Raw genomic sequence first — 18,791 nt, forward strand, 5'->3', positions numbered from 1 at the left:
GATGGTGCACGTTACATTTCCAGCATGGCGAACGACCCCAGCACTGTGTCCCCGGACACGCCCGCCCGGCTGGCCGAGTCCGGGCGCCTCGCCGACGTCGTCGCACCCGATTCACCCGCGCGCGCCGAACTCGCCGACGCCGCGCGCCGCTACGCGCGGCCCCTGCAGGTGCGGGTGACCGGTCGTGCGGGCAGCGGTCGGGCAACCTTCGCGAGAGCTCTGCACGAGCGGCTGTCGGTGGCCGCGACCAGCGATACCGGAGGTGATGACGCGGATCTGTGGATGCATGTGCTCACCGGCCCGCCGCGGGCGCACGATCGGGACATGCTGGCCCGTTCACCCACCGACCGGACCATCGTGGTGCTCAACAAATCCGACACCCACCGCGATCCGGTCGTGGCCGCCGAGGTCGCCGCGCGTTGCGCCGAGCAGATCGATCAGGCGGTGATCCCGGTGTCGGCGCTGCTGGCACGTGCGACGGTCACCGACGACGAACTCGGATTCCTCCGCGAACTGGCGCGCACCGGAGAAGAGATGCCGGCGATGGCCGGGGCGTTCCTCTCCGCCGGCCCCGACGACGAACGCGTCATGCGCGCCGCACTGATGCGGCGGCTGGACCGGACCGGAATCGAGATCGCGCTCGAGTTGCTCGCCGCACACCCCGACGTGACCGATACGACGATGCTCGACCGCGAACTGTGGCGACGCAGCGGAATCGACGAGGTGATCGCGCCCATCACCGAACGCGTCGGGCGGGTCCGGCAGTGGCGGCTGGTGGAGCTGCGCACCCGGCTCGAGACGATCGCCGCACGCGGGCACGACCGCGACGCCGTGGAGCCGCTGCTTGCGCAACTCGCCGAGACCGAGGCGACGAGATGGCCGGCGGCGTGATGGCCGGCGCCGGGGTGGCCGCCGATGTGTCGGCGGCCGTGGCCGGATTGACCGGCTACGAACCGGCCGCCATCGTCGGCGGGGGGACCGATGTCGCGGTCTTTGGGATCGGCGGGACCGGGGTGTCGACGCTGCTCGAGGCCTGCCGACACATCGACCCCACGCTGCGCGTGGAGTCCGGCCGATGGGGCGCCCGCGCCGACGATGCGGCGGTCGGCGCGGCACTGCTGGTGGTGGATCCGACGTCGTCGGTCGGTGCCGAGGAGCGCGGCGCCGTCGACGAGCTGCGGCGGCGCTTCGGAACCGTGGCGCTGGTGTGCACCAAGATCGACGCCTACTGGGAGTGGCCGCGCATCCTGCGCGCCCATCGCGCGACGCTCGATCCGCGCGAGGAACTCCCCGTCTTCGCGGTGTCGTCGACGCTCGCGCTGTCCGGGACCGACGCCGAGTCGGGCGTCGGCGCGCTGCTGCAGTGGGCTGCCGAGGAGATGGCCGCTGCACCCGCGCAGCGGCGCGAACGCGCCCGGACCGGTGCCGCGCTGGCAGCGCTCGGGCAACTCGAAGACGAGCTACTCGCCGCAGAGGCGTCCCGCGAGGACGATCCCGAGAACCTGGCCGCTCACCGTCGTCGCGTGCTCGAATCCCGCGACCGCGGCCGGGCCGACCGGCTGGCGGTGGTGCGGGCCGGACTGACCCGGGTGCGCAGCGAGACGATCGCCGACATCGCCGGTGGCACCCGCGCGCTCGCCGCCGACGCCACCGCTCGCACGGCGGGGCTGTCCGCGCGGGGTCGCGACGAGTTCGCCCGGTGGCTCACCGACCAGACCACGGCGATGCGAGCGCGGGTCGATACGGCCACCGACGAGCGCCTCGACGAGGTGTCGGCCGCAGCACTGCTCGGCATCGACGCGGCGGCGCCCCGACCGGCACCGGTCGCGGGAACCGACGACGTCGGGCCGCCCTTCGACAGGCCGGTGCCCACGGCACGGCGCAGCGGAGAGGATCTGCTGGTGGTGCTGATCGGTGCATCCAGCGGGCTCGGGCTCGGGCGGCTCATCGTGGCGCCGATGGCCTCGGTGCACACGCTCCAGTGGGTGAGTATGCCGTTGACCCTGGTGCTCGGCGTCCTGGTGGCGGTACTGGTGATCCGCGTGCGGCGATCGGCCGCGGTACGGGCCGAAATGCGCACCTGGAGCGGCGAGGCGCTCAACGAGACCCGGGCGCGACTCGAACACCGGGTGGGGTCACGAGTGGCCGCGGCCGAAGCCCATCTGATCGGTCAGATCACCCGCTACCACGAACGTCGTACCCGCCAGGCGGCCGCCGATATCGCCGCGATCGACGAGCAGCTGCGCGCCCTGCGCACCGGCGCGGCCCGCCAACCCACACGCGACCGTCTCGCCCGCGTCCGGGCACTGCGCGCCGAACTCGCTCGCGTGTGACGGTTCCTCCGCCGGGTATCGCTTCGTCCCCCAACTGCAGTTGGCCGATCTGACGAAACCAGGTGGAAGAACCGATGCGACGGCCGCCGGGAGGGGGGCCGAAGTGCGATGGAACCGAATGGCGGGCCGGCGCGTCTTATCATCACGGTGGTGTGCGGATGCGGCATCGACGAGGGGAGTGCGGATGGACATGTCATTTCTGGGTGGTGATCCACTCGGCAATGAATCGTTCGACCACCAGGGGTCGGTGGATCCGGATGGGGGCGCCGCGGTGGGCCGCCACGACGCCGGCGCGGTGTTCGAGCACGCGGGTGCCACGTCGACACCGGATGATCACTTGTGGATGCACTCCGACGGCCGCATCTGGGATCTCGGCCCGGCCGATGTCGACACCGACGACGACGGCATCCGCGACTCATTGACCCGGACCGGCGACGGTGGACTCACCGTCTACACCGACTCCGACCACGACGGGCAGGTGGACAAGATCACCGAGGTCGATGCGGAAGGAACGTTCTCGTCGCGGGTGCTCGACCCGGGCAGCGGCACCTGGGTGGCCACCGACACCGGTAGGTTGGGCTGACCGACGAGACCGAGGCCGCTGAGCTACCCGGCATGGCCGATCGCGCGCCGACTCGGGGCCGACGCAACGTCGGCATACGCCATTGGCCGATGTCGTGATGTGGGATTTGCCGCATCTGGATCACCCCGGTACCTAGCGGGCGCTCGGTGAACGTATCCTGTGGTGACGACGACATCGCGACGGCTGTGCATCGCGCCGTCACCTCGGAGGAGAACCGATCATGACCTCAGCCACCATTCCAGGCCTGGACCCGAAGACCGCCCCGACGAAACACGCCGGATTGCTGGCGTGGGTTGCCGAGGTCGCGGAGCTGACGCAGCCGGAACGGGTGGTGTGGTCCGACGGTAGCGACGCCGAATGGGAGCGTCTGACCGGTCAGCTGGTCGAGGCGGGCACCCTGGTCAAGCTGAACGAGGACAAGAAGCCGAACTCGTTCTTGGCGCAATCCGACCCCGCCGATGTCGCGCGCGTGGAGTCCCGCACCTACATCTGCTCGAAGACCGCCGAAGACGCCGGTCCCACCAACAACTGGGTGGACCCGGCCGAGATGCGCGCCACGATGAACGGTCTGTACCGCGGGTGCATGCGCGGCCGCACGATGTTCGTCATCCCGTTCTGCATGGGCCCGCTCGGCTCCGACGACCCCAAGCTCGGCGTGGAGATCACCGACTCCGAGTACGTCGTGCTGTCGATGAAGATCATGACCCGCGTCGGTCCCCAGGTCCTCGAACTCCTCGGCGAGGACGGCTTCTTCGTCAAGGCGCTGCACTCCGTCGGTGCGCCGCTCGAACCCGGCCAGGCCGACGTCCCGTGGCCCTGCAACTCCGAGAAGTACATCTCGCACTTCCCGGAGGACCGCGAAATCTGGTCCTTCGGCTCCGGCTATGGCGGCAACGCGCTGCTGGGCAAGAAGTGCTACGCGCTGCGCATCGCGTCGGTCCTCGCCCACGACGAGGGCTGGCTGGCCGAGCACATGCTGATCCTCAAGCTGACCAGCCCCGAGAAGAAGGTCTACTACGTCGCCGCCGCGTTCCCGAGCGCCTGCGGCAAGACCAACCTCGCGATGATCCAGCCGACCATCGAAGGCTGGGAAGCCGAGACCGTCGGCGACGACATCGCGTGGATGCGCTTCGGCGACGACGGTCGCCTCTACGCGATCAACCCCGAGTTCGGCTTCTTCGGTGTGGCGCCGGGCACCAGCGACGACTCGAACCCGAACGCGATGAAGACCATCGAGGCCGGTAACACCCTCTACACCAACGTCGCACTGACCGATGACGGTGACATCTGGTGGGAGGGCATCGGCGGCGAGAAGCCGGCGCACCTGACCGACTGGCTCGGCAACGACTGGACGCCGGAGTCCGATCACAAGGCCGCCCACCCCAACTCGCGCTACTGCACCCCGCTTGACCAGTGCCCGTCGCTGGCCAAGGAGTGGGACGATCCGCAGGGCGTGCCGATCTCGGCGATCCTGTTCGGTGGCCGCCGCAAGACCACCGTGCCGCTGGTGACCGAGGCCCGCGACTGGCAGCACGGCGTGTTCATGGGCGCCACCGTCGGCTCCGAGCAGACCGCAGCCGCCGAGGGCAAGGTCGGCACCGTGCGCCGCGACCCGATGGCGATGCTGCCGTTCCTCGGCTACAACGTGGGCGACTACTTCGCCCACTGGCTCGACCTTGGCAAGAATGCCGACGCGCAGAAGTTGCCGAAGGTCTTCTACGTCAACTGGTTCCGTCGCGGCGACGACGGCCGCTTCCTGTGGCCGGGCTTCGGTGAGAACAGCCGCGTGCTGGAGTGGATCGTCGGTCGGATCGAGGGCAAGAACGAGGGCATCTCGACTCCTGTCGGCATCGTCGCGAAGCCCGAGGAAATCGACGTCGACGGCCTCGATGGTGTGCCGGCCGAGGACATCGCGGCCGCGCTCGCGGTGAACGCCGACGAATGGCGCCAGGAGATCCCGCTGATCGAGGAGTTGTTCGATTTCGTCGGCGACAAGCTCCCCAGCTCACTGCGCGACGAGCTCGATCACCTGAAGCAGCGCTTGGCCTGACCGAAGCTCACCTCCCAGCGCAAGCGACGGAGGCGAATACCCTCGCGCCGAGAGAACCGCAAAAAGCGCCGAGAGAACCCAGCCACTTACGCAGCCGGATTCTCTCGACGAAATCCGGGTTCTCTCGGCGCTTTTTGCGGTTCTCTCGGCCTCCGTGGGGTGAGTTGGGCGGTCGGGTTGGCGGGGGCCGGGGGCTTGGTGGGCCGGTCGGCGACCGAACCATCGGGTAGGGTGCCCTACCATGAGACTTCGCTTGTGGGGGGCGGCGCTCGTGTCCGCTTGTGCTGTAGGGCTTTCGACGATGACCGCAGGTGCGGCGGTGGCGGCACCGTCGAGCAGCGAACCGATTGCGCTGTATAGGGATTCCACGATCATCGGTGCGGTCCCCACCTTCGGCGCGATCTCCGGCCTGGACCGCACCGGAAACGGCACGTACGTGCTGATCTCCACCGACGTCGGCCGGCAGGGCCCGGCCCGGACCTACAACGCCACCATCCCGTTCACGTCGAACCTCGGCTTCACGGGCGGGGGCCGCGTGACCGGTGGCGGTACGGTTTTCGCTCCCTACAACCTGCCGATCCTTCCCGGCGGCGCACAGTTCGAGGGCATCCGCCGGTTGGGGGACGGCTATGTGGTGGCCAGCGGCGGGGCGAATCAGTTCGTCCGTGTCACCGGTCCGATCGGCAATCACGTGCGGGATCTGCCGCTTCCGTCGGCCTACCGGGTCTCCGGCAAGTCCGGCCTGAACGGTCAGCGCGGGTTCACCGGAGTGGCCGTGTCGCCCGGTGATCGGGTCAGCGCGATCACCGCGGGCGGTCTGAAGCAGGACGCGCGCACGTCGGCGCGTCTGATCACCTGGGCCGGCCGCGGCACGTCGGAGTACGTCTACCGCACCGACGGCGACAAGGTGGCCGCCGATGTGCTCGCGGTGAACAACACCGACTACCTGGTGCTCGAACGCGGCAACGGGCGCGCCGCGCGCATCTACTGGACCACCACGCGTGGGGCCACCCCGGTCACCGGGAAGAAGGAGCTGTCCGGCCGCGAGAAGTCGATGCCGAAGAAGCGGATCTTCTCGACCGCACCGTTGACGCGTCTGGCTGCCGGGAACATGTCGGGATTGGCGTGGGGTAACTGGCTTCCGGCGACTCCGTCGAAGGGCTACCGGTCGCGCATCCTCTACATCGTGACCAACGACATGTTCGCCGGTCCGACCCGCGTGCACGGTCTCGAAGTCCATCTGCCCACGCGCTGACTGGGTGCCGCTCCGCTGTCCGAATGACCCGAGGACGTACCCCGAGTCCGTCTCAGGGATATTCCTGATGGCCAACGGTCGGGAGTTTTGGCACCGTTGATGCCATGACATCGGCTCATACGGACGGTTCACTCATCGACACCCGCGCGGTCGCCGCCGGCGCGGCGGATCTGACCAAGGTCTACGGCACGGGTGACACCGTCGTCGAGGCCCTGCGCGGCGTCACCATCGAATTCGGCGAAGGCGAGTTCACCGCGATCATGGGGCCGTCGGGTTCCGGCAAGTCCACCCTGATGCATTGCCTCGCCGGGCTCGACGTCGCCAGCGGTGGACGCGTGCACATCGGTGAGGCAGATCTCACCGGCCTCTCCGACAAGGCGATGACCGAGTTGCGGCGCGACCGCATCGGATTCGTGTTCCAGTCGTTCAATCTCGTTCCGACGTTGACTGCTCGGGAGAACATCACCCTGCCGGTCGACATCGCCGGCCGCGATATCGACACCGAGTGGTTCGACACGGTGATCGGGCGTCTCGGGATCGCCGATCGTCTCGATCATCTGCCCAGCGAGTTGTCCGGCGGGCAGCAGCAGCGGGTGGCGTGTGCCCGCGCCCTGGTCGGTAAGCCGGAGATCATCTTCGGCGACGAGCCGACCGGCAATCTCGACTCGCGGTCATCGGGCGAGGTGCTGTCGATCCTGCGTGCGGCGACAGACGAGTTCGGGCAGACGGTGGTGATCGTCACCCACGATCCGCGTGCGGCCTCCTATGCCGATCGGGTGGTGTTCCTCGCCGACGGGCAGATCGTCCGCGAACTCGCGCGCCCCTCGGCCGATGACGTGTTCGAGGTGATGAAGAATCTTGACGGCGCCGGGAGCGAAGCGAGCGGGCCGAGTGGTGACGGCGCCGGGAGCGAAGCGAGCGGGCCGAGTGGTGACGGCGCCGGGAGCGAAGCGAGCGGGCCGAATGTGGACGGCGCCGGGAGCGAAGCGAGCGGGCCGAAGCACGCAGCCGACGAGAACACCTCCGAGGTGCGCTGACCACATGGCCTCCTCGACGGTGATGCGCCGGGTGTCGTTGCGCAACCTGCGCGCTCACAAACTCAGACTCTTCCTGACCGTGTTCTCGATCGTCCTCGGCACCTCGTTCGTGGCCGGGTCGATCGTGTTCACGTCGACCATCTCCAAAGCGTTCAACGACATCTTCGACTCGGCGGCGCCAGGCGTGGCGGTGGAGATCACCCCGGACAGCAATCAGTCGCCGGGTGTGCCGCTGACGGTCGTCGACGACCTGACCGCGCAGAAGCAGGAACTGGGTATCGACAAGATCGTCGCCAACTACACCGGCTCGGTGACGATCGCCGGGTCCGACGGCAAGGCGTTGCAGACCGGTGGCGCTCCCAGTGTCGGTACCGCCTACCTTCCGCCTGATCAGTCGTTGTCCCCGGACAGCAGCAAGATCCTGCCCGGTGGTCGTGGTCCGACGAATGCCGGTGAGGTGGCCTTGAATTCGTCGGCCGCAGACGAAGCAGGCCTGCAGGTCGGGTCCACCACACAACTCGTGGTGGGGCAGGGTTCGGCGCAGCCGCGTGAGGTGACGGTGGTCGGGCTGCTCGATCTGCCCGGCTCCACCGGCGGCTACGTCAACGTGCAGTTCGACGAGGCGACCGCGCGCAGCTTGTTCTCCGACGGGCAGCATGTCGCGCAGGTGGACATGTCCGCGGTCGACGGTGTCACGCCGGAAGAGTTGCAGCAGCGGGTGCAGGCGGCACTGCCGCCCGACACCTACGAGGTGCGCACCGGCGATCAGGTGCGTCAAGACCAGAAGGACCAGGTCAACGAGTTCCTGACGATCTTCACCGCAATCCTGTTGGCGTTCGCCGCGATCGGCCTGATCGTGGGCACCTTCATCATCTACAACACCTTCTCGATGATCGTCGCGCAGCGCAATCGCGAACTGGCGCTGCTGCGGGCGGTCGGTGCGAGCCGACGTCAGGTGTCGAGGTCGGTGCTGTTCGAGGCGTTCGTGGTCGGTGTGATCGGCGGGCTGGTGGGCCTGGCCGTCGGTATCGGTTTGGCGGCGTTGCTCAAGGCGCTCACCACCTCGGCCTCGGGGCTACCCGACGCGCCGCTGCAGATCGGCGTGTGGGCGGTACTGGCGGCGTTGTTCGTCGGGATCGTGGTGACGATGATCAGCGCCTGGGTGCCGGCTGTGCGGGCGTCACGGGTGCCGCCGGTGGAGGCGATGCGCGCCGGGATGGCGGAGGGGTCGGCTCCGCTGGTGCGACGCACCGTCGTCGGTGCGGTCGTGGGTGTCATCTCGCTGGTGGCCATCGTCGCCGGTGCGATGGGCGTCGGCGTCGGACCGGCGATCGCGGTCGGTGCCGGTGCGGCCGGTGCGATCGCGGCGGTGGTCTTGGCCGGTCCGGCGTTGTCGCGGCCGGTGGTGGGTGCCCTCGGTTCGGTGCTCGGCGCCCCGTTCGGCCGGATCGGCCGTCTGGCCCGCACCAATGCGGTGCGCAATCCGCGACGGACCGCGGCGACGGCGTTCGCGTTGACTCTGGGTCTGATGTTGGTGGCGGTCATCGGCACCCTGGGAACCTCGTTCAAGGGCACGGTCAACGAGGCCGTGGACAGCGGGATGACTGCGGAGTTCATCGTCGCCGGCAGCAATCAGATGCCGATTCCCGGGGCGGTCGCCGACCAGGTGGAGCAGGTCGACGGTGTGGCGGCGTCGGTCAGTTTCGGCATCATCCAGGCGACTGCCGACGGCCAGCAGGTGGCCGGCTATGGCGCGGTGGGCGGTCAGCCCGCCGATGTCGCGGTGCTCGACATGCGCGACGGGGCGTCGGACCAGTTGCCTGCCGACGGCATGTTCGTCAGCGAACGCACCAGCATCGACAAGGGTTGGCAGCGCGGCGATGTGGTCACCTTCACCGGACCCACCGGCCAGGAGGTACCGGTCACGGTGTCCGGGGTGTACGCCGACAACGAGGCGTTGCAGCCCTGGTTGGTCGGACCCGACGTGTACGACCAGTTGGTGCCGGCGTCGGCGCAGGTGAGCGCGATGATATTCGTGGCACCGGAACCGGGTGTCTCCGCGGAGACGTTGCGCACGAATCTGGAGGATGCCACAGCGTCCTACCTGACCGTCCAGGTGCAGGACCGCACGCAGTTCAAGAGTTCGGTGTCGAGTCAGATCGATCAGATGCTGGCCACCCTGTACGCGATGCTCGGCCTGGCCCTGCTGATCGCGGTGTTCGGGATCATCAACACGCTGGCGTTGTCGGTGGTGGAACGCAAGCGGGAGATCGGAATGTTGCGCGCCGTCGGCATGCTGCGGGCGCAGGTCCGTCGCAGCATCTACCTCGAGTCGGTGCTGATCGCCATTTTCGGTGCCATCCTCGGGGTGCTGCTCGGCACCGTCATCGGCGTGGCGCTGGTGCGCACGTTGGCGAAATGGGGCCTCGGTACGCCTGTGGTGCCGTGGAGTCTGATCGTCATCACGCTGGTCGCGTCGGCGGTGGTGGGCGTGCTCGCCGCGTTGTGGCCGGCGGTCCGGGCGGCGCGCACGCGGCCGCTGGAGGCGATCGTCGAGGCGTGAGGGCCTCGGGTCGCACACCCGCGTCGTCGGCGGGCAGTGACACAATCGGTCCATGACCCGACCACCCGACGAACCCTGGGACCCGAATCGCGAGAGCCCGGAGACGCGACGTTTCGAGCCTTCCGACGAGACGGCCGCCTACGGGCCGACCGATGAGATCCCGGGTCAGCGTGCACAGGGCGCTGGCCCCGGCGAGCCGCCGCCCACGGCGGCGCAGCCGGGGCCCTACGACGCGCCGCAGGCGTACACCGCGGCCAACTACGGCGCGGGTTATGGGGGGCCCGGCTACGGCGGTCCGGTACCGCCGGGGCCCCCGCCACCGAAGAACACCGGACGCACCGTCGGTCTGGCGCTGGCCGCGCTCGGCGCCCTGGTGGTGCTGGCGCTGGTCGGTGTGCTGATCGCGCGCGGCGGCACCGACGACGGCACGGACGCATCGGCGGGCGCCGACTCGTCGTCGGCGACGACGTCGACCACCGAGCGCGAGGACACCACCACGTCGACCACCACCACGACCGAGGACACAACGACCACGACGACACCCACCGTGGCCCCGGGTGAGGTGGTCTATCAGCTCACCGGCAACGGTGACGTGGTGGGCATCCGCTACCTCGAGCAGGGCAGTTCGACGGTGGTCGCCGCGGCCGGTACCCCGTGGTCGCAGGCGGCGACGGTCGGCGGGACGTCGGCGGAGATCACGGCCATCGTGATCCGCGGCCCGGTGACCTGCAACATCCTGCGTGGTGAGGATCTGCTGGCGTCGTCGACCAGTCGAGGCGGGCCGCTGCGCTGCGCGGCGACGGTGAATTGACCCCGCCCCGCGGCGCTCAGCGTTTCCGTAGCACCAGCACCAGGTTGGTGCCGAGGACCTCGCGCAGGCCGGGCACGCGCATCACCCACCACAGCCACGACGGCAGATAGCGCGGGAACGCGCCGACGACGTCGGCACCGGCCACGGTGCCGGCCCATCGCAGCCCCTGCGCTGCGGTCACCGGGAACAGTGAGGTGCCGTAAAGGTTCTTGGGCGGATGACCGTGCCGACGGGTGTACCACCGCGCGGCGCGATGCCCGCCGAGGTAGTGCGTCAGGCCCATCTCGTGTCCGCCGAACGGCCCCCACCACAGCGTGTAGCTGATGATTACGGTGCCGCCCGGTCGGGTCACCCGCAGCATCTCGTCGGCCATCCGCCACGGTTCGCGGGTGTGCTCGACCACGTTGGAGGAGAACGTCACATCCATCGAGCGGTCGGCAAACGGCAGCTGCTGTCCGGAGCCGCGAACGGAGGTGCGGTGCTCGAGGCCGCCGGCGTGCATCTCGCTCGGATCGGGTTCGACGGAGATGTAATGCGCGCCGCGGCGGTCGAAGGCGTCGGCGAAGTAACCGGGACCACCGCCGACGTCGAGGATCACCGCATCCCGCAGGGGGCGGTCGTGCCAATCGCCGACCATCTGGGCCGTGTCGGCGGCGATGGCGCCGTAGAAACGTGCCGGATCGGTCTGCTCGAACCGGAAGTCATCGAGCAGGCGTGCGGCACGCGACAGGGTGGCGTACTCGGCGAACTCCGGCCGGATACCCCGCCCCGGCAGCCGCCACCTCACGTGTCCACCCGCGCTTCGCCGGTGCCCGGCGAACCGCCGGCGCGGGCGCGCAGCCCGATCATGAAGGTGTGCAACGCGAACCGGAACTCCGAGCGCACATCCTTCGGCAGAGCGGGTACGACCGTGCTCAACGACGGGTACTGCCCGGCGTCGAGGCCGCGGTAGTATTCGAACACCGCGGCGCGGTCGTCCTCGGTGTCCTGTGCGGACTGCAACGCGTATCCGACGATCAACCGCGCCAGCGCGTGATCGGCGGCGCCCGCATCCGAGGCCGACAGGCCTGCTGCCATCAGCAGCGTCAGCGACCGTTCGTAGCGGGTCAACCCCATTGGCCCGAAGTGCACCTGACCGGCGAAGAGACTCGCCGAGTGAGGGTGGCGGTGCAGGACGTCGAAGGTGACCACGGCGGAGCGTTCGACGACCTGATCCCACCGGTCGCCGAGGTCCGAGCGCGCCAGCGCGGCGACGATCTCCGACATGATGTGTTCGGCCAGGCGGGTGCACAGTTCATCCTTGCCGCCCGGGAACTGACGGTAGAGCGTGGAGGTCGAGGAGCCCAGCCGCCGGGCCAATGCGCGCATGCCGAGCGACTCCTGCCCGCCGTCGGCCAGCAGCGACAGCGCCTCGGCGAAGATCTCCTCGGCGGGCAGCGGCGGTCGGCCGCGGGGATGCTCCGGCATCGAGGTTCCTCGTCTCGGCTGGTGGACGGTCGGGCGACGTCCGTGTCCGAGGCAACTCGGCTCACCCGTCACGCTCACCTCGCCGGTACGGATCGTCTCAACTATCGTTGTAGACGTCCGGCGGGTTAGCGGCTACAGTGTAGCCGCAACAGACTTGCTGTCTGTCGTCGGACCGGGACCCCCGGGTCGGACGCGGTATGGAGGGGATACCACGTACGGCCTCGGGGGTTCTGCTGTTGCGATCGCCTACTCTGGTCGCAATGTCCGAACCGATTCATGTGCTGCTGCTCTGCTGGCGCGACACCACGCACCCGCAGGGTGGAGGCAGTGAACGCTATCTCGAACGCGTCGGCGCGGAACTGGTCGAGCGCGGTATGCGAGTGACGCTGCTGACCGCCGCCTACGATGGCGCGCCGGCGATCGAGCGCCGGGCCGGGGTTCGCATCCTGCGGGCCGGTGGTCGACTCTCGGTGTACCCGCGCGCTCTGCTGACGATCGTGGCCGCGCGGTGGGGCCGCGGCAGGCTGCCCGGTGCGCCCGACATCGTCATCGACACCCAGAACGGCATCCCGTTCTTCGCCGGTACGGTGTCGCCGGTGCCCACGGTGGTGCTGGTTCATCACTGCCATCGCGAGCAGTGGCCGGTCGCCGGACGGTTGCTCGGGCGGTTCGGCTGGTGGCTGGAATCGCGGGTGTCGCCGCGGGTGCACCGACGCAGTAGGTATGTGACGGTGTCGGGTCCGTCGGCAGACGAACTCGTCGCCCTCGGCGTGGACCGTGAACGGATCACCGTGATCCGCAACGGGATCGACGCGATCGTGCCCCAGCCGGCGAACCTCGCCGAGTCCGACGACCCGACCGGCGGCCCGCGGTTGTGTGTGCTCTCCCGACTGGTCCCACACAAGCAGGTGGAGGACGCCCTGGCCGTGGTCGCCGAATTGCGCCACACCCGAGCCGACGTGCACCTCGACGTGATAGGCGGTGGCTGGTGGTCGGATGAACTGCGCGACACCGCCGCCCGGCTCGGTGTGCAACGATTCGTCACTTTCCACGGCCATGTCGACGAGCCCCGCAAACATCAGCTGCTTGCCCGCGCCGACGTCCATCTGATGCCATCGCGCAAGGAGGGCTGGGGTCTGGCGGTGGTGGAGGCGGCCCAACATCGGGTGCCCACCATCGGCTACCGCAGTTCGGTCGGACTGGTCGAGTCGGTCGAGCACGGCGAGACCGGCCTGCTCGTCGACGGCGTCGACGAACTGGTCAGCGCGACAAGGAAACTGATCGACAACCCGGAGGAGGCCGCGCGCCTCGGTGGCAACGCGCAACGCAAGGCGGCCGGCTACTCGTGGTCGGCGACCGCCGACGGATTCATCGACGTGTTCGACGGGCTGCTGCAATCAGCGCCGCGACCAGTGCGATCACCGCGGTAACCGCCCAGACGAGATGGGCGACAATGGCTGTCGTCCGCGCGGCGGTGGACGCCCCGAGATCGGCGATCGGCCCGGGGATGCGATAGAGCGTCAGGTCGGCGCCGCGGAACACGACCGCCGCCTCGGCGGCGAGGGCCGATGGCGGATCGTTGTTCTCCACCACCACCCAGCCGACACCCAGCTCCGTCAGGCGCCCGACTGAGCCACCGGCCGACAATGCCGCGTCGACGTCGGCACCGCGCCCGGACGGCGGATCGACGACCGCCGAATCCACCACCAATCGGCCGGATTCGGCGACCGGCGCGCGCACCATTCGGGGCAGCGGGTCCAGTGACGGTCCATCGGTGAACGAGTACTGCCGCACCGACCCGGTCGGCCACACCGCCACCGCGCCGTGATCGGCGGTGATCTGTGCCGAGACGGCCGCCCAGTCCGACGGGTAGGTGACCGGGGAGATCGTCCCGCCGACACCCCACGCGAGGTCGGGTAGCGGTGCGACGATCAGAAGTGTTGTGGCGGCGAGCGCGAAACCGGCGGGCACCCAGCGGCGTGCGGCGGCCACCGCGGCGGCGGTCGCGACGGCGACGAACGGTACGAGCAGCGCGAGGTACTTCTGGGTGTCGCGGAACAATCCGAGTCCCGGCACGTCCACGGTGGCGGCCGACAACGTCTCGGCGACCGGCCCGATGGCTGCCACACTCACGGCGATGGCGGTGGCCGCGGCCACCACACCCAGGGTCGCGATCACGCCGGTGTCGGGTCCCCGGTGACGCCACAACCAGACGGTGCCGGTGGCGATGACGAGCAGCAGCGCCGCCGTCGCCACGGCCGCCCACCAGATGGTGCGGCTGGTGGGAACAGCCTCGGCATTCCAGATGCCGCCCAGCCCGAGCGCCGTGCCGATGGTGCCGAGTCCCGGTTCGGCACGCACGCCGAAGACGGTGAAACCGTTGTCGCCGGCGGCGATGGACGCATGGCCGACAAGTGTTGCGGTCAACCACGGTAGGGCGGCGACGACCCACCCGATCCACCAGAGGCCGAGCGTCCGCCCCCGACGGGCGGCCCCGGATCCCTCGTATCGGATTCTGCGCGCACCGATCCCGGTCAGCGCGAGGAGGAGAACGCCGGACAACATCGACCCAGTCGGGGTGAAGGCGGCGGCGCAGAGCGCGGCCACCAGGTGAGTCCACGGCACCCAGCGCGGGGTTGCCTCCGACTGGCCGTCGACGGTGTCACGCAGAATGTCGCACGCCGCGGTGGCGACCCACCCGAGTGCTGCATACGAGACCAGCAGACTCCAGTGTCCCTGCAGGAGGCGTTCGGCCACATAGGGATTCCAGATCGCGACCATCGCCGCGGCAGCCGCGCCGGTGCGCCCGGCGGCGCCCACCAGGCGCAACGCCAGGCGGCCGTAGCCGACGCCGGCGCACACCAGGGCGGCGAAGGTGATCGCGACGACCACCGCACCGCCGTCGACCACCGACGACGCCATCGCGACGACCCAGTCCTGCGGGACCGCGCGCGGCGGCAGATCCCCGACGCCCAGGGTGGTGTCGGTGACGAAGGAGCGTGGGGTCGACACCGCATCGCGGTAGAGCAGGTGTCCGGACCGCAGCAGCGGCGCCATGATCAGCGCGGCCAGTGCGCCGCTGACGGCGCACAGGAGGACGACCGGGTGGCGGCGCCGGGTCATGGCCGGCTCAGTAGTGATAGGTGTCCGACGGGGCGGGCGAGTGCACCGAGTCGTCGTCGTAGTCGGAGTTCTCGATGCCGTACGCGCGGGCCAGATCCAGGATCTTGGTGGCGCGGGCGATCCGCGGCAGGTCGGAGCCGTTGCGGATCTCGCCGCCGTCGCGTTCGAACTCGGCGAAGAACTCCTGCGCCCAGCTGATCTCGTCCTGCGACGGCGACAGGCCCTCGTTGACCGGGTGGCACTGGTCGGGTGTCAGGCAGATCTTGCCGGTCATCCCGAATTCCGCGCTCACCGCGGTGGCCTCGGACAGTTTCAGCGCACTCGACCCGACGGTGGGGCCGTCGATGGCGCTGGGCAGGTGAGCCGCCTTGGCGGCGATGGTGAATCGCGACCGGGCGTAAGCCAAGGTGGCCGGGTCGTCGCCGAAGCCGGTGTCACGCCGGAAGTCGCCGATGCCGAACGCCAGCCGGAACGTGCCCTTGGCCGAGGCGATCTCGCTGATCCGTTCGAGCCCCCGTGCGGTTTCCACCAGCGCCACGATCGGCACATCCGGCAGCCGCTTGGCCGTTTCGCTGACGTGGTCGACCGACTCGACCATCGCGAGCATCACCCCGCCCACCGATGTGCTCGCCAGTGCCGCGAGATCGTCGGCCCACCACGGGGTGCCGAACCCGTTGACCCGTACCCAGTCGGAGTGTCCGGCGTCGAGCCACTGCACCACGTGGTCGCGGGCGCTCACCTTGTCTTTGGGCGCCACGGCATCCTCGATGTCGAGCACCACGACGTCGGCGCGTGACCGGTGCGCCGCCTCGAATCGTCCGGCGTGGGCTCCGTTGACCAGCAGCCAACTGCGCGCGAGTACCGGATCGATACGGAAACCGACGGGATCTGTACTGGCGGCGTCGTCGGAAAAGTTCTGGTCGTACATCGAGGCGGTGCGCTCCTGCGGCGGCGGATGGGACCTCACCATCGTTGCCTATCGCGCGGGCGGCGTGCAAAACACCGTGCCGTCCCCGGCTTGCCGGACGCGACGTGCACACTTGAGGCCATGGCCGGGCACGACGACCGCATCGCTGGACACGATCGGCGTGCTCTCGGGTCGGCTGACGTCACGACGGCCAGGGCCGAGCGCTCGGGTGTGGCCGGGGCGCTGGGCTGGGTGGCGGGTGGATCGATGGTCGCCAACGTCTGTGCCTATCTCATCCACCTCACCGCGAGCCGGTGGTGGCTCGACACCGCCGAATACGGCGAACTCGCCGTCGGCCTCACCGCGATGCTCGTGCTGACCGTCGCGGCGCTGGCCTTGCAGGCGGTGGTCGCGCGCGCCGTGGTCCACCACGCCGATCCGCGCCGGATTCGTCGCGTGACGGTACAGACGACGATTGCCGTCTGCGTACTGGTGGTGGTCGCCATCGTCCCGACTGCGTGGGTCACCTCGATGAGCATCGACACCACCTCGGCAGCCCTCGTCGCGGCGCCGATGCTCACCGTTATCGGCGCCGGTCAGGGAGTGCTGCAGGGGCACAAGCAGTTCCGCCTGCTCGGCTGGGTACTCGCGGCGGTCGGCGTGTTGCGCACGGCGCCGCTGATCGCTGCACTGGCCGTCGGTGCCGGTCCCGCCGGAGCGCTGGCGGCCAGCGCGTCGGGCATCGCGGTCGCCGCGGTGGTGGTGCTGTATGCGACCCGGGTGGCTCCGATCGGCTCGCCGACACCGGCCAGGACTGCACTCGGCGCGGGCGGTATCGGACTGCTCGGCGTGGTGCAGGCTTCCGGCGTGCAGTTGGTGCTGGTGGTGGCGGCGTCGGTCGACCTGCTGCTGTCGCGCACGGTGCTCTCGCCCGACGACGCGGGGATCTACGCGTTGGGGGCGATCGCGACCAAGGTGGCGTTCTGGCTGCCGCAGGCGGTGGGGGTGGTGTTCTATCCCCGCCTGGCGGACCCGGCGACGTCGCGGCGCTCGCTGATGCATGCGGTCGGGGTGGTGGCGCTGATCGGGGTGATCCTCACCGTGGGCGCCGGGTTGGCCGGACCGTTGGTGCCGGTGCTGGTGCGCCCCGACTACCAGCCGCTGGTGCCCATCCTGTGGCTGTTCGCCTACACCGGCGCGATGCTGGCCGTCCTGCAGGTGGCGTTGCTGTCGGCGATCGCCCGCTCGGCGACCGGGGTGTCCGCGGTCACGTGGGTGGTGGTCGCCGCCGAGATCGCGGTGATCGTGGGCGCGGTGGACACGATCGTGGCGCTCGCGGCCACGGCGGCGACCGCGGCGACAATCGCCGCGGTCACGACGACGGTGTGGGGTCTGCGTGCGCAGCGGGTCGACGAGGTCGTCGGGGCGGCCAGCCGCGAGTGATGAGCATCAGGCCGGCCGCGATGGCCGCCAGCCCGGCGAGGGCGGCCAGGATCGGCACGACGCGACCCCAGATGGTGATCGGGGTGTTCAACGAGGTCGCGCGGTCACTCATCCGCGCCTGGGTCCGGTCGTCGTAGCCGAAGCTCGCCGACAACGCGGTCAGCCGCTGATCCGGGAGCGACGTGTCGATGAAGCGGTAGCTCTGTTCGATGGTGATCTGCTCGTCGAGGATGGTGCCGGTGGCGGTGTCGACGGCCAGTTCGGTGCGGCCGCTGTGGTGCAGGGTGGCCGTCAGTTCGCGGGCCGGGTCGACACCGGGCACCCCGAACCACGAGGCGGGCCGGGTGATGATCGTCGGCGGGGCGCTCTGCGCATCGCCGCTGATCTGATGTAGGTCGGTGTCGGGGACGTCGGCGACGAAGCGGGTGGCGTCGCGGCCGTGCACGGTCGTCGTGCCCGCCGGGCGCAGCGGCACCGTGCGCCGGGTGATGACGTCGAACCAGGTGTGTTCGGTGTCGGAGACCCCGAACGGCAGCAGATAGGTGTAGCCGGTGCGGTCGGGGACGCGAATCGGGGCGGCATTGCTGTCGTACTGGATCTCGGAACTGCCGGGCTGTCCGCTCGTGGGACCCAGGTCGGGCAGCGCCGACGTGCGGTCGAGGGTGATGCGGTCGCGGACGGCGCCCACGGTCGGATCGGTGCACTGCGCCTGCCCGGCAGGCGGCTCGGTGTCGCTGCCGGGGCGCGGGGCCTGCGGATCCACCTCGCGGTCGTCGACCCTCAGCGAGTCGGCCTGGATGGATGTGCCCGCCTGCAGGGTGACGCGGTCGGCGTCGGACGGCTGGACCGCGACGAACCGCTGCTGCCGGACGAGGTCGGCGCCGACGACCCGCGCCGACGCGGTGGCCAGCGAACACCGGTCGAACACCTGCGCCGACTCCGCGTCACCGGTGCCGGTGCTCAGGGCCGTGGTGGTGACGTCGGTGGACAGCGGGATGGTGCGCAGACCGTCGACGAACACCGTGGGCAGTGCGATCGCGGCCGCGAGCAGGAAGCCACCCACGAACAGCAGGACCGGTCCGATGAGATCGGTGGTCTGCAGACGGCTGGGCTGCACACCGTGGGGGCCGGGCGACGACATAGGGGCGAGCGTACTGACCGGCTGTGCCGGCGCCGTAGGCGTGACCCGCTGTGTGACGTCCGGCTACCCTGAGTGACC

General features: G+C 69.7%; 15 protein-coding genes. 10 read left to right on the forward strand and 5 right to left on the reverse strand.

What is annotated here, in order from left to right; all coding sequences use genetic code 11:
* Window positions 1-24: 24 nt before the first annotated feature.
* The 8 genes from VX037_RS14425 to VX037_RS14460 all read left to right on the forward strand — a co-directional run bounded on the left by VX037_RS14425 (window position 25) and on the right by VX037_RS14460 (window position 10,632).
* Entirely contained in the window at window positions 25-891 is an 867-nt protein-coding gene (locus VX037_RS14425) for a hypothetical protein (RefSeq protein ID WP_266060778.1), read from the forward strand.
* Window positions 876-2,333, forward strand: coding sequence for a GTPase domain-containing protein (locus VX037_RS14430; protein ID WP_287015178.1), 1,458 nt, complete (start codon window positions 876-878; stop codon window positions 2,331-2,333). The genes VX037_RS14425 and VX037_RS14430 overlap by 16 nt, the downstream gene beginning before the upstream one ends.
* A 184-nt stretch (window positions 2,334-2,517) precedes the next feature.
* A complete protein-coding gene (locus VX037_RS14435; protein ID WP_266060781.1) occupies window positions 2,518-2,916 on the forward strand; it encodes a DUF6802 family protein in 399 nt (132 codons plus the stop codon).
* A gap of 220 nt (window positions 2,917-3,136) precedes the next feature.
* The gene (locus tag VX037_RS14440) at window positions 3,137-4,966 is read left to right on the forward strand and encodes a phosphoenolpyruvate carboxykinase (GTP) (protein WP_287015179.1); all 1,830 of its coding nucleotides are present in this window, start codon (window positions 3,137-3,139) and stop codon (window positions 4,964-4,966) included.
* 241 nt (window positions 4,967-5,207) lie between these two features.
* Entirely contained in the window at window positions 5,208-6,221 is a 1,014-nt protein-coding gene (locus tag VX037_RS14445; RefSeq protein WP_235722816.1) for an esterase-like activity of phytase family protein, read from the forward strand.
* 104 nt (window positions 6,222-6,325) lie between these two features.
* A complete protein-coding gene (locus VX037_RS14450; RefSeq protein ID WP_328714737.1) occupies window positions 6,326-7,258 on the forward strand; it encodes an ABC transporter ATP-binding protein in 933 nt (310 codons plus the stop codon).
* 4 nt (window positions 7,259-7,262) lie between these two features.
* Window positions 7,263-9,821, forward strand: coding sequence for an ABC transporter permease (locus VX037_RS14455; RefSeq protein WP_287015181.1), 2,559 nt, complete (start codon window positions 7,263-7,265; stop codon window positions 9,819-9,821).
* A gap of 52 nt (window positions 9,822-9,873) precedes the next feature.
* The gene (locus VX037_RS14460) at window positions 9,874-10,632 is read left to right on the forward strand and encodes a hypothetical protein (protein ID WP_287015182.1); all 759 of its coding nucleotides are present in this window, start codon (window positions 9,874-9,876) and stop codon (window positions 10,630-10,632) included.
* Window positions 10,633-10,648: 16 nt separating this feature from the next.
* On the opposite strand, the gene VX037_RS14465 is transcribed toward VX037_RS14460, so the two are convergent.
* Both VX037_RS14465 and VX037_RS14470 read right to left on the reverse strand, forming a co-directional pair.
* Window positions 10,649-11,419, reverse strand: a complete 771-nt coding sequence (locus VX037_RS14465) for a class I SAM-dependent methyltransferase (RefSeq protein WP_287015183.1) — start codon at window positions 11,417-11,419, stop codon at window positions 10,649-10,651.
* The gene (locus VX037_RS14470; RefSeq protein ID WP_287015184.1) at window positions 11,416-12,099 is read right to left on the reverse strand and encodes a TetR/AcrR family transcriptional regulator; all 684 of its coding nucleotides are present in this window, start codon (window positions 12,097-12,099) and stop codon (window positions 11,416-11,418) included. Before VX037_RS14470 ends, VX037_RS14465 begins: the two co-directional genes overlap by 4 nt.
* 260 nt (window positions 12,100-12,359) lie before the next feature.
* Between VX037_RS14470 and VX037_RS14475 the strand changes: the two genes are divergently transcribed.
* Entirely contained in the window at window positions 12,360-13,529 is a 1,170-nt protein-coding gene (locus VX037_RS14475) for a glycosyltransferase family 4 protein (RefSeq protein ID WP_287015185.1), read from the forward strand.
* On the opposite strand, the gene VX037_RS14480 is transcribed toward VX037_RS14475, so the two are convergent.
* Both VX037_RS14480 and VX037_RS14485 read right to left on the reverse strand, forming a co-directional pair.
* Complete coding sequence (locus tag VX037_RS14480; protein WP_287015186.1) at window positions 13,468-15,222, reverse strand: hypothetical protein; 1,755 nt, start codon at window positions 15,220-15,222, stop codon at window positions 13,468-13,470. The two genes, VX037_RS14475 and VX037_RS14480, sit on opposite strands and share 62 nt — an antisense overlap.
* A gap of 7 nt (window positions 15,223-15,229) precedes the next feature.
* Window positions 15,230-16,150 carry an HpcH/HpaI aldolase/citrate lyase family protein gene (locus VX037_RS14485; protein WP_266060897.1) on the reverse strand — a complete coding sequence of 307 codons (921 nt, stop codon included), beginning with the start codon at window positions 16,148-16,150 and terminating at the stop codon, window positions 15,230-15,232.
* A gap of 246 nt (window positions 16,151-16,396) precedes the next feature.
* On the opposite strand from VX037_RS14485, the gene VX037_RS14490 reads away from it, so the two are divergent.
* Complete coding sequence (locus VX037_RS14490) at window positions 16,397-17,572, forward strand: polysaccharide biosynthesis protein (protein ID WP_287015196.1); 1,176 nt, start codon at window positions 16,397-16,399, stop codon at window positions 17,570-17,572.
* Here the strand turns inward: VX037_RS14490 and VX037_RS14495 are convergent.
* Entirely contained in the window at window positions 17,502-18,713 is a 1,212-nt protein-coding gene (locus VX037_RS14495; RefSeq protein WP_287015187.1) for a DUF3068 domain-containing protein, read from the reverse strand. The two genes, VX037_RS14490 and VX037_RS14495, sit on opposite strands and share 71 nt — an antisense overlap.
* Window positions 18,714-18,791: the final 78 nt, after the last annotated feature.

Source organism: Gordonia sp. Z-3, from assembly GCF_036233855.1.
In the GTDB taxonomy this organism is placed as follows: domain Bacteria; phylum Actinomycetota; class Actinomycetes; order Mycobacteriales; family Mycobacteriaceae; genus Gordonia; species Gordonia tangerina.

What these genes read in the sequence shown, in the direction of transcription:
- VX037_RS14480 (WP_287015186.1), bottom strand. Translation starts at nt 15,222, where the DNA reads ATGACCCGGCGCCGCCACCCGGTCGTCCTCCTGTGCGCCGTCAGCGGC.
- VX037_RS14460 (WP_287015182.1), top strand. Translation starts at nt 9,874, where the DNA reads ATGACCCGACCACCCGACGAACCCTGGGACCCGAATCGCGAGAGCCCG.
- VX037_RS14485 (WP_266060897.1), bottom strand. Translation starts at nt 16,150, where the DNA reads ATGTACGACCAGAACTTTTCCGACGACGCCGCCAGTACAGATCCCGTC.
- VX037_RS14430 (WP_287015178.1), top strand. Translation starts at nt 876, where the DNA reads ATGGCCGGCGGCGTGATGGCCGGCGCCGGGGTGGCCGCCGATGTGTCG.
- VX037_RS14495 (WP_287015187.1), bottom strand. Translation starts at nt 18,713, where the DNA reads ATGTCGTCGCCCGGCCCCCACGGTGTGCAGCCCAGCCGTCTGCAGACC.
- VX037_RS14445 (WP_235722816.1), top strand. Translation starts at nt 5,208, where the DNA reads ATGAGACTTCGCTTGTGGGGGGCGGCGCTCGTGTCCGCTTGTGCTGTA.
- VX037_RS14490 (WP_287015196.1), top strand. Translation starts at nt 16,397, where the DNA reads ATGGTCGCCAACGTCTGTGCCTATCTCATCCACCTCACCGCGAGCCGG.
- VX037_RS14475 (WP_287015185.1), top strand. Translation starts at nt 12,360, where the DNA reads ATGTCCGAACCGATTCATGTGCTGCTGCTCTGCTGGCGCGACACCACG.
- VX037_RS14455 (WP_287015181.1), top strand. Translation starts at nt 7,263, where the DNA reads ATGGCCTCCTCGACGGTGATGCGCCGGGTGTCGTTGCGCAACCTGCGC.
- VX037_RS14470 (WP_287015184.1), bottom strand. Translation starts at nt 12,099, where the DNA reads ATGCCGGAGCATCCCCGCGGCCGACCGCCGCTGCCCGCCGAGGAGATC.
- VX037_RS14425 (WP_266060778.1), top strand. Translation starts at nt 25, where the DNA reads ATGGCGAACGACCCCAGCACTGTGTCCCCGGACACGCCCGCCCGGCTG.
- VX037_RS14435 (WP_266060781.1), top strand. Translation starts at nt 2,518, where the DNA reads ATGGACATGTCATTTCTGGGTGGTGATCCACTCGGCAATGAATCGTTC.
- VX037_RS14440 (WP_287015179.1), top strand. Translation starts at nt 3,137, where the DNA reads ATGACCTCAGCCACCATTCCAGGCCTGGACCCGAAGACCGCCCCGACG.
- VX037_RS14450 (WP_328714737.1), top strand. Translation starts at nt 6,326, where the DNA reads ATGACATCGGCTCATACGGACGGTTCACTCATCGACACCCGCGCGGTC.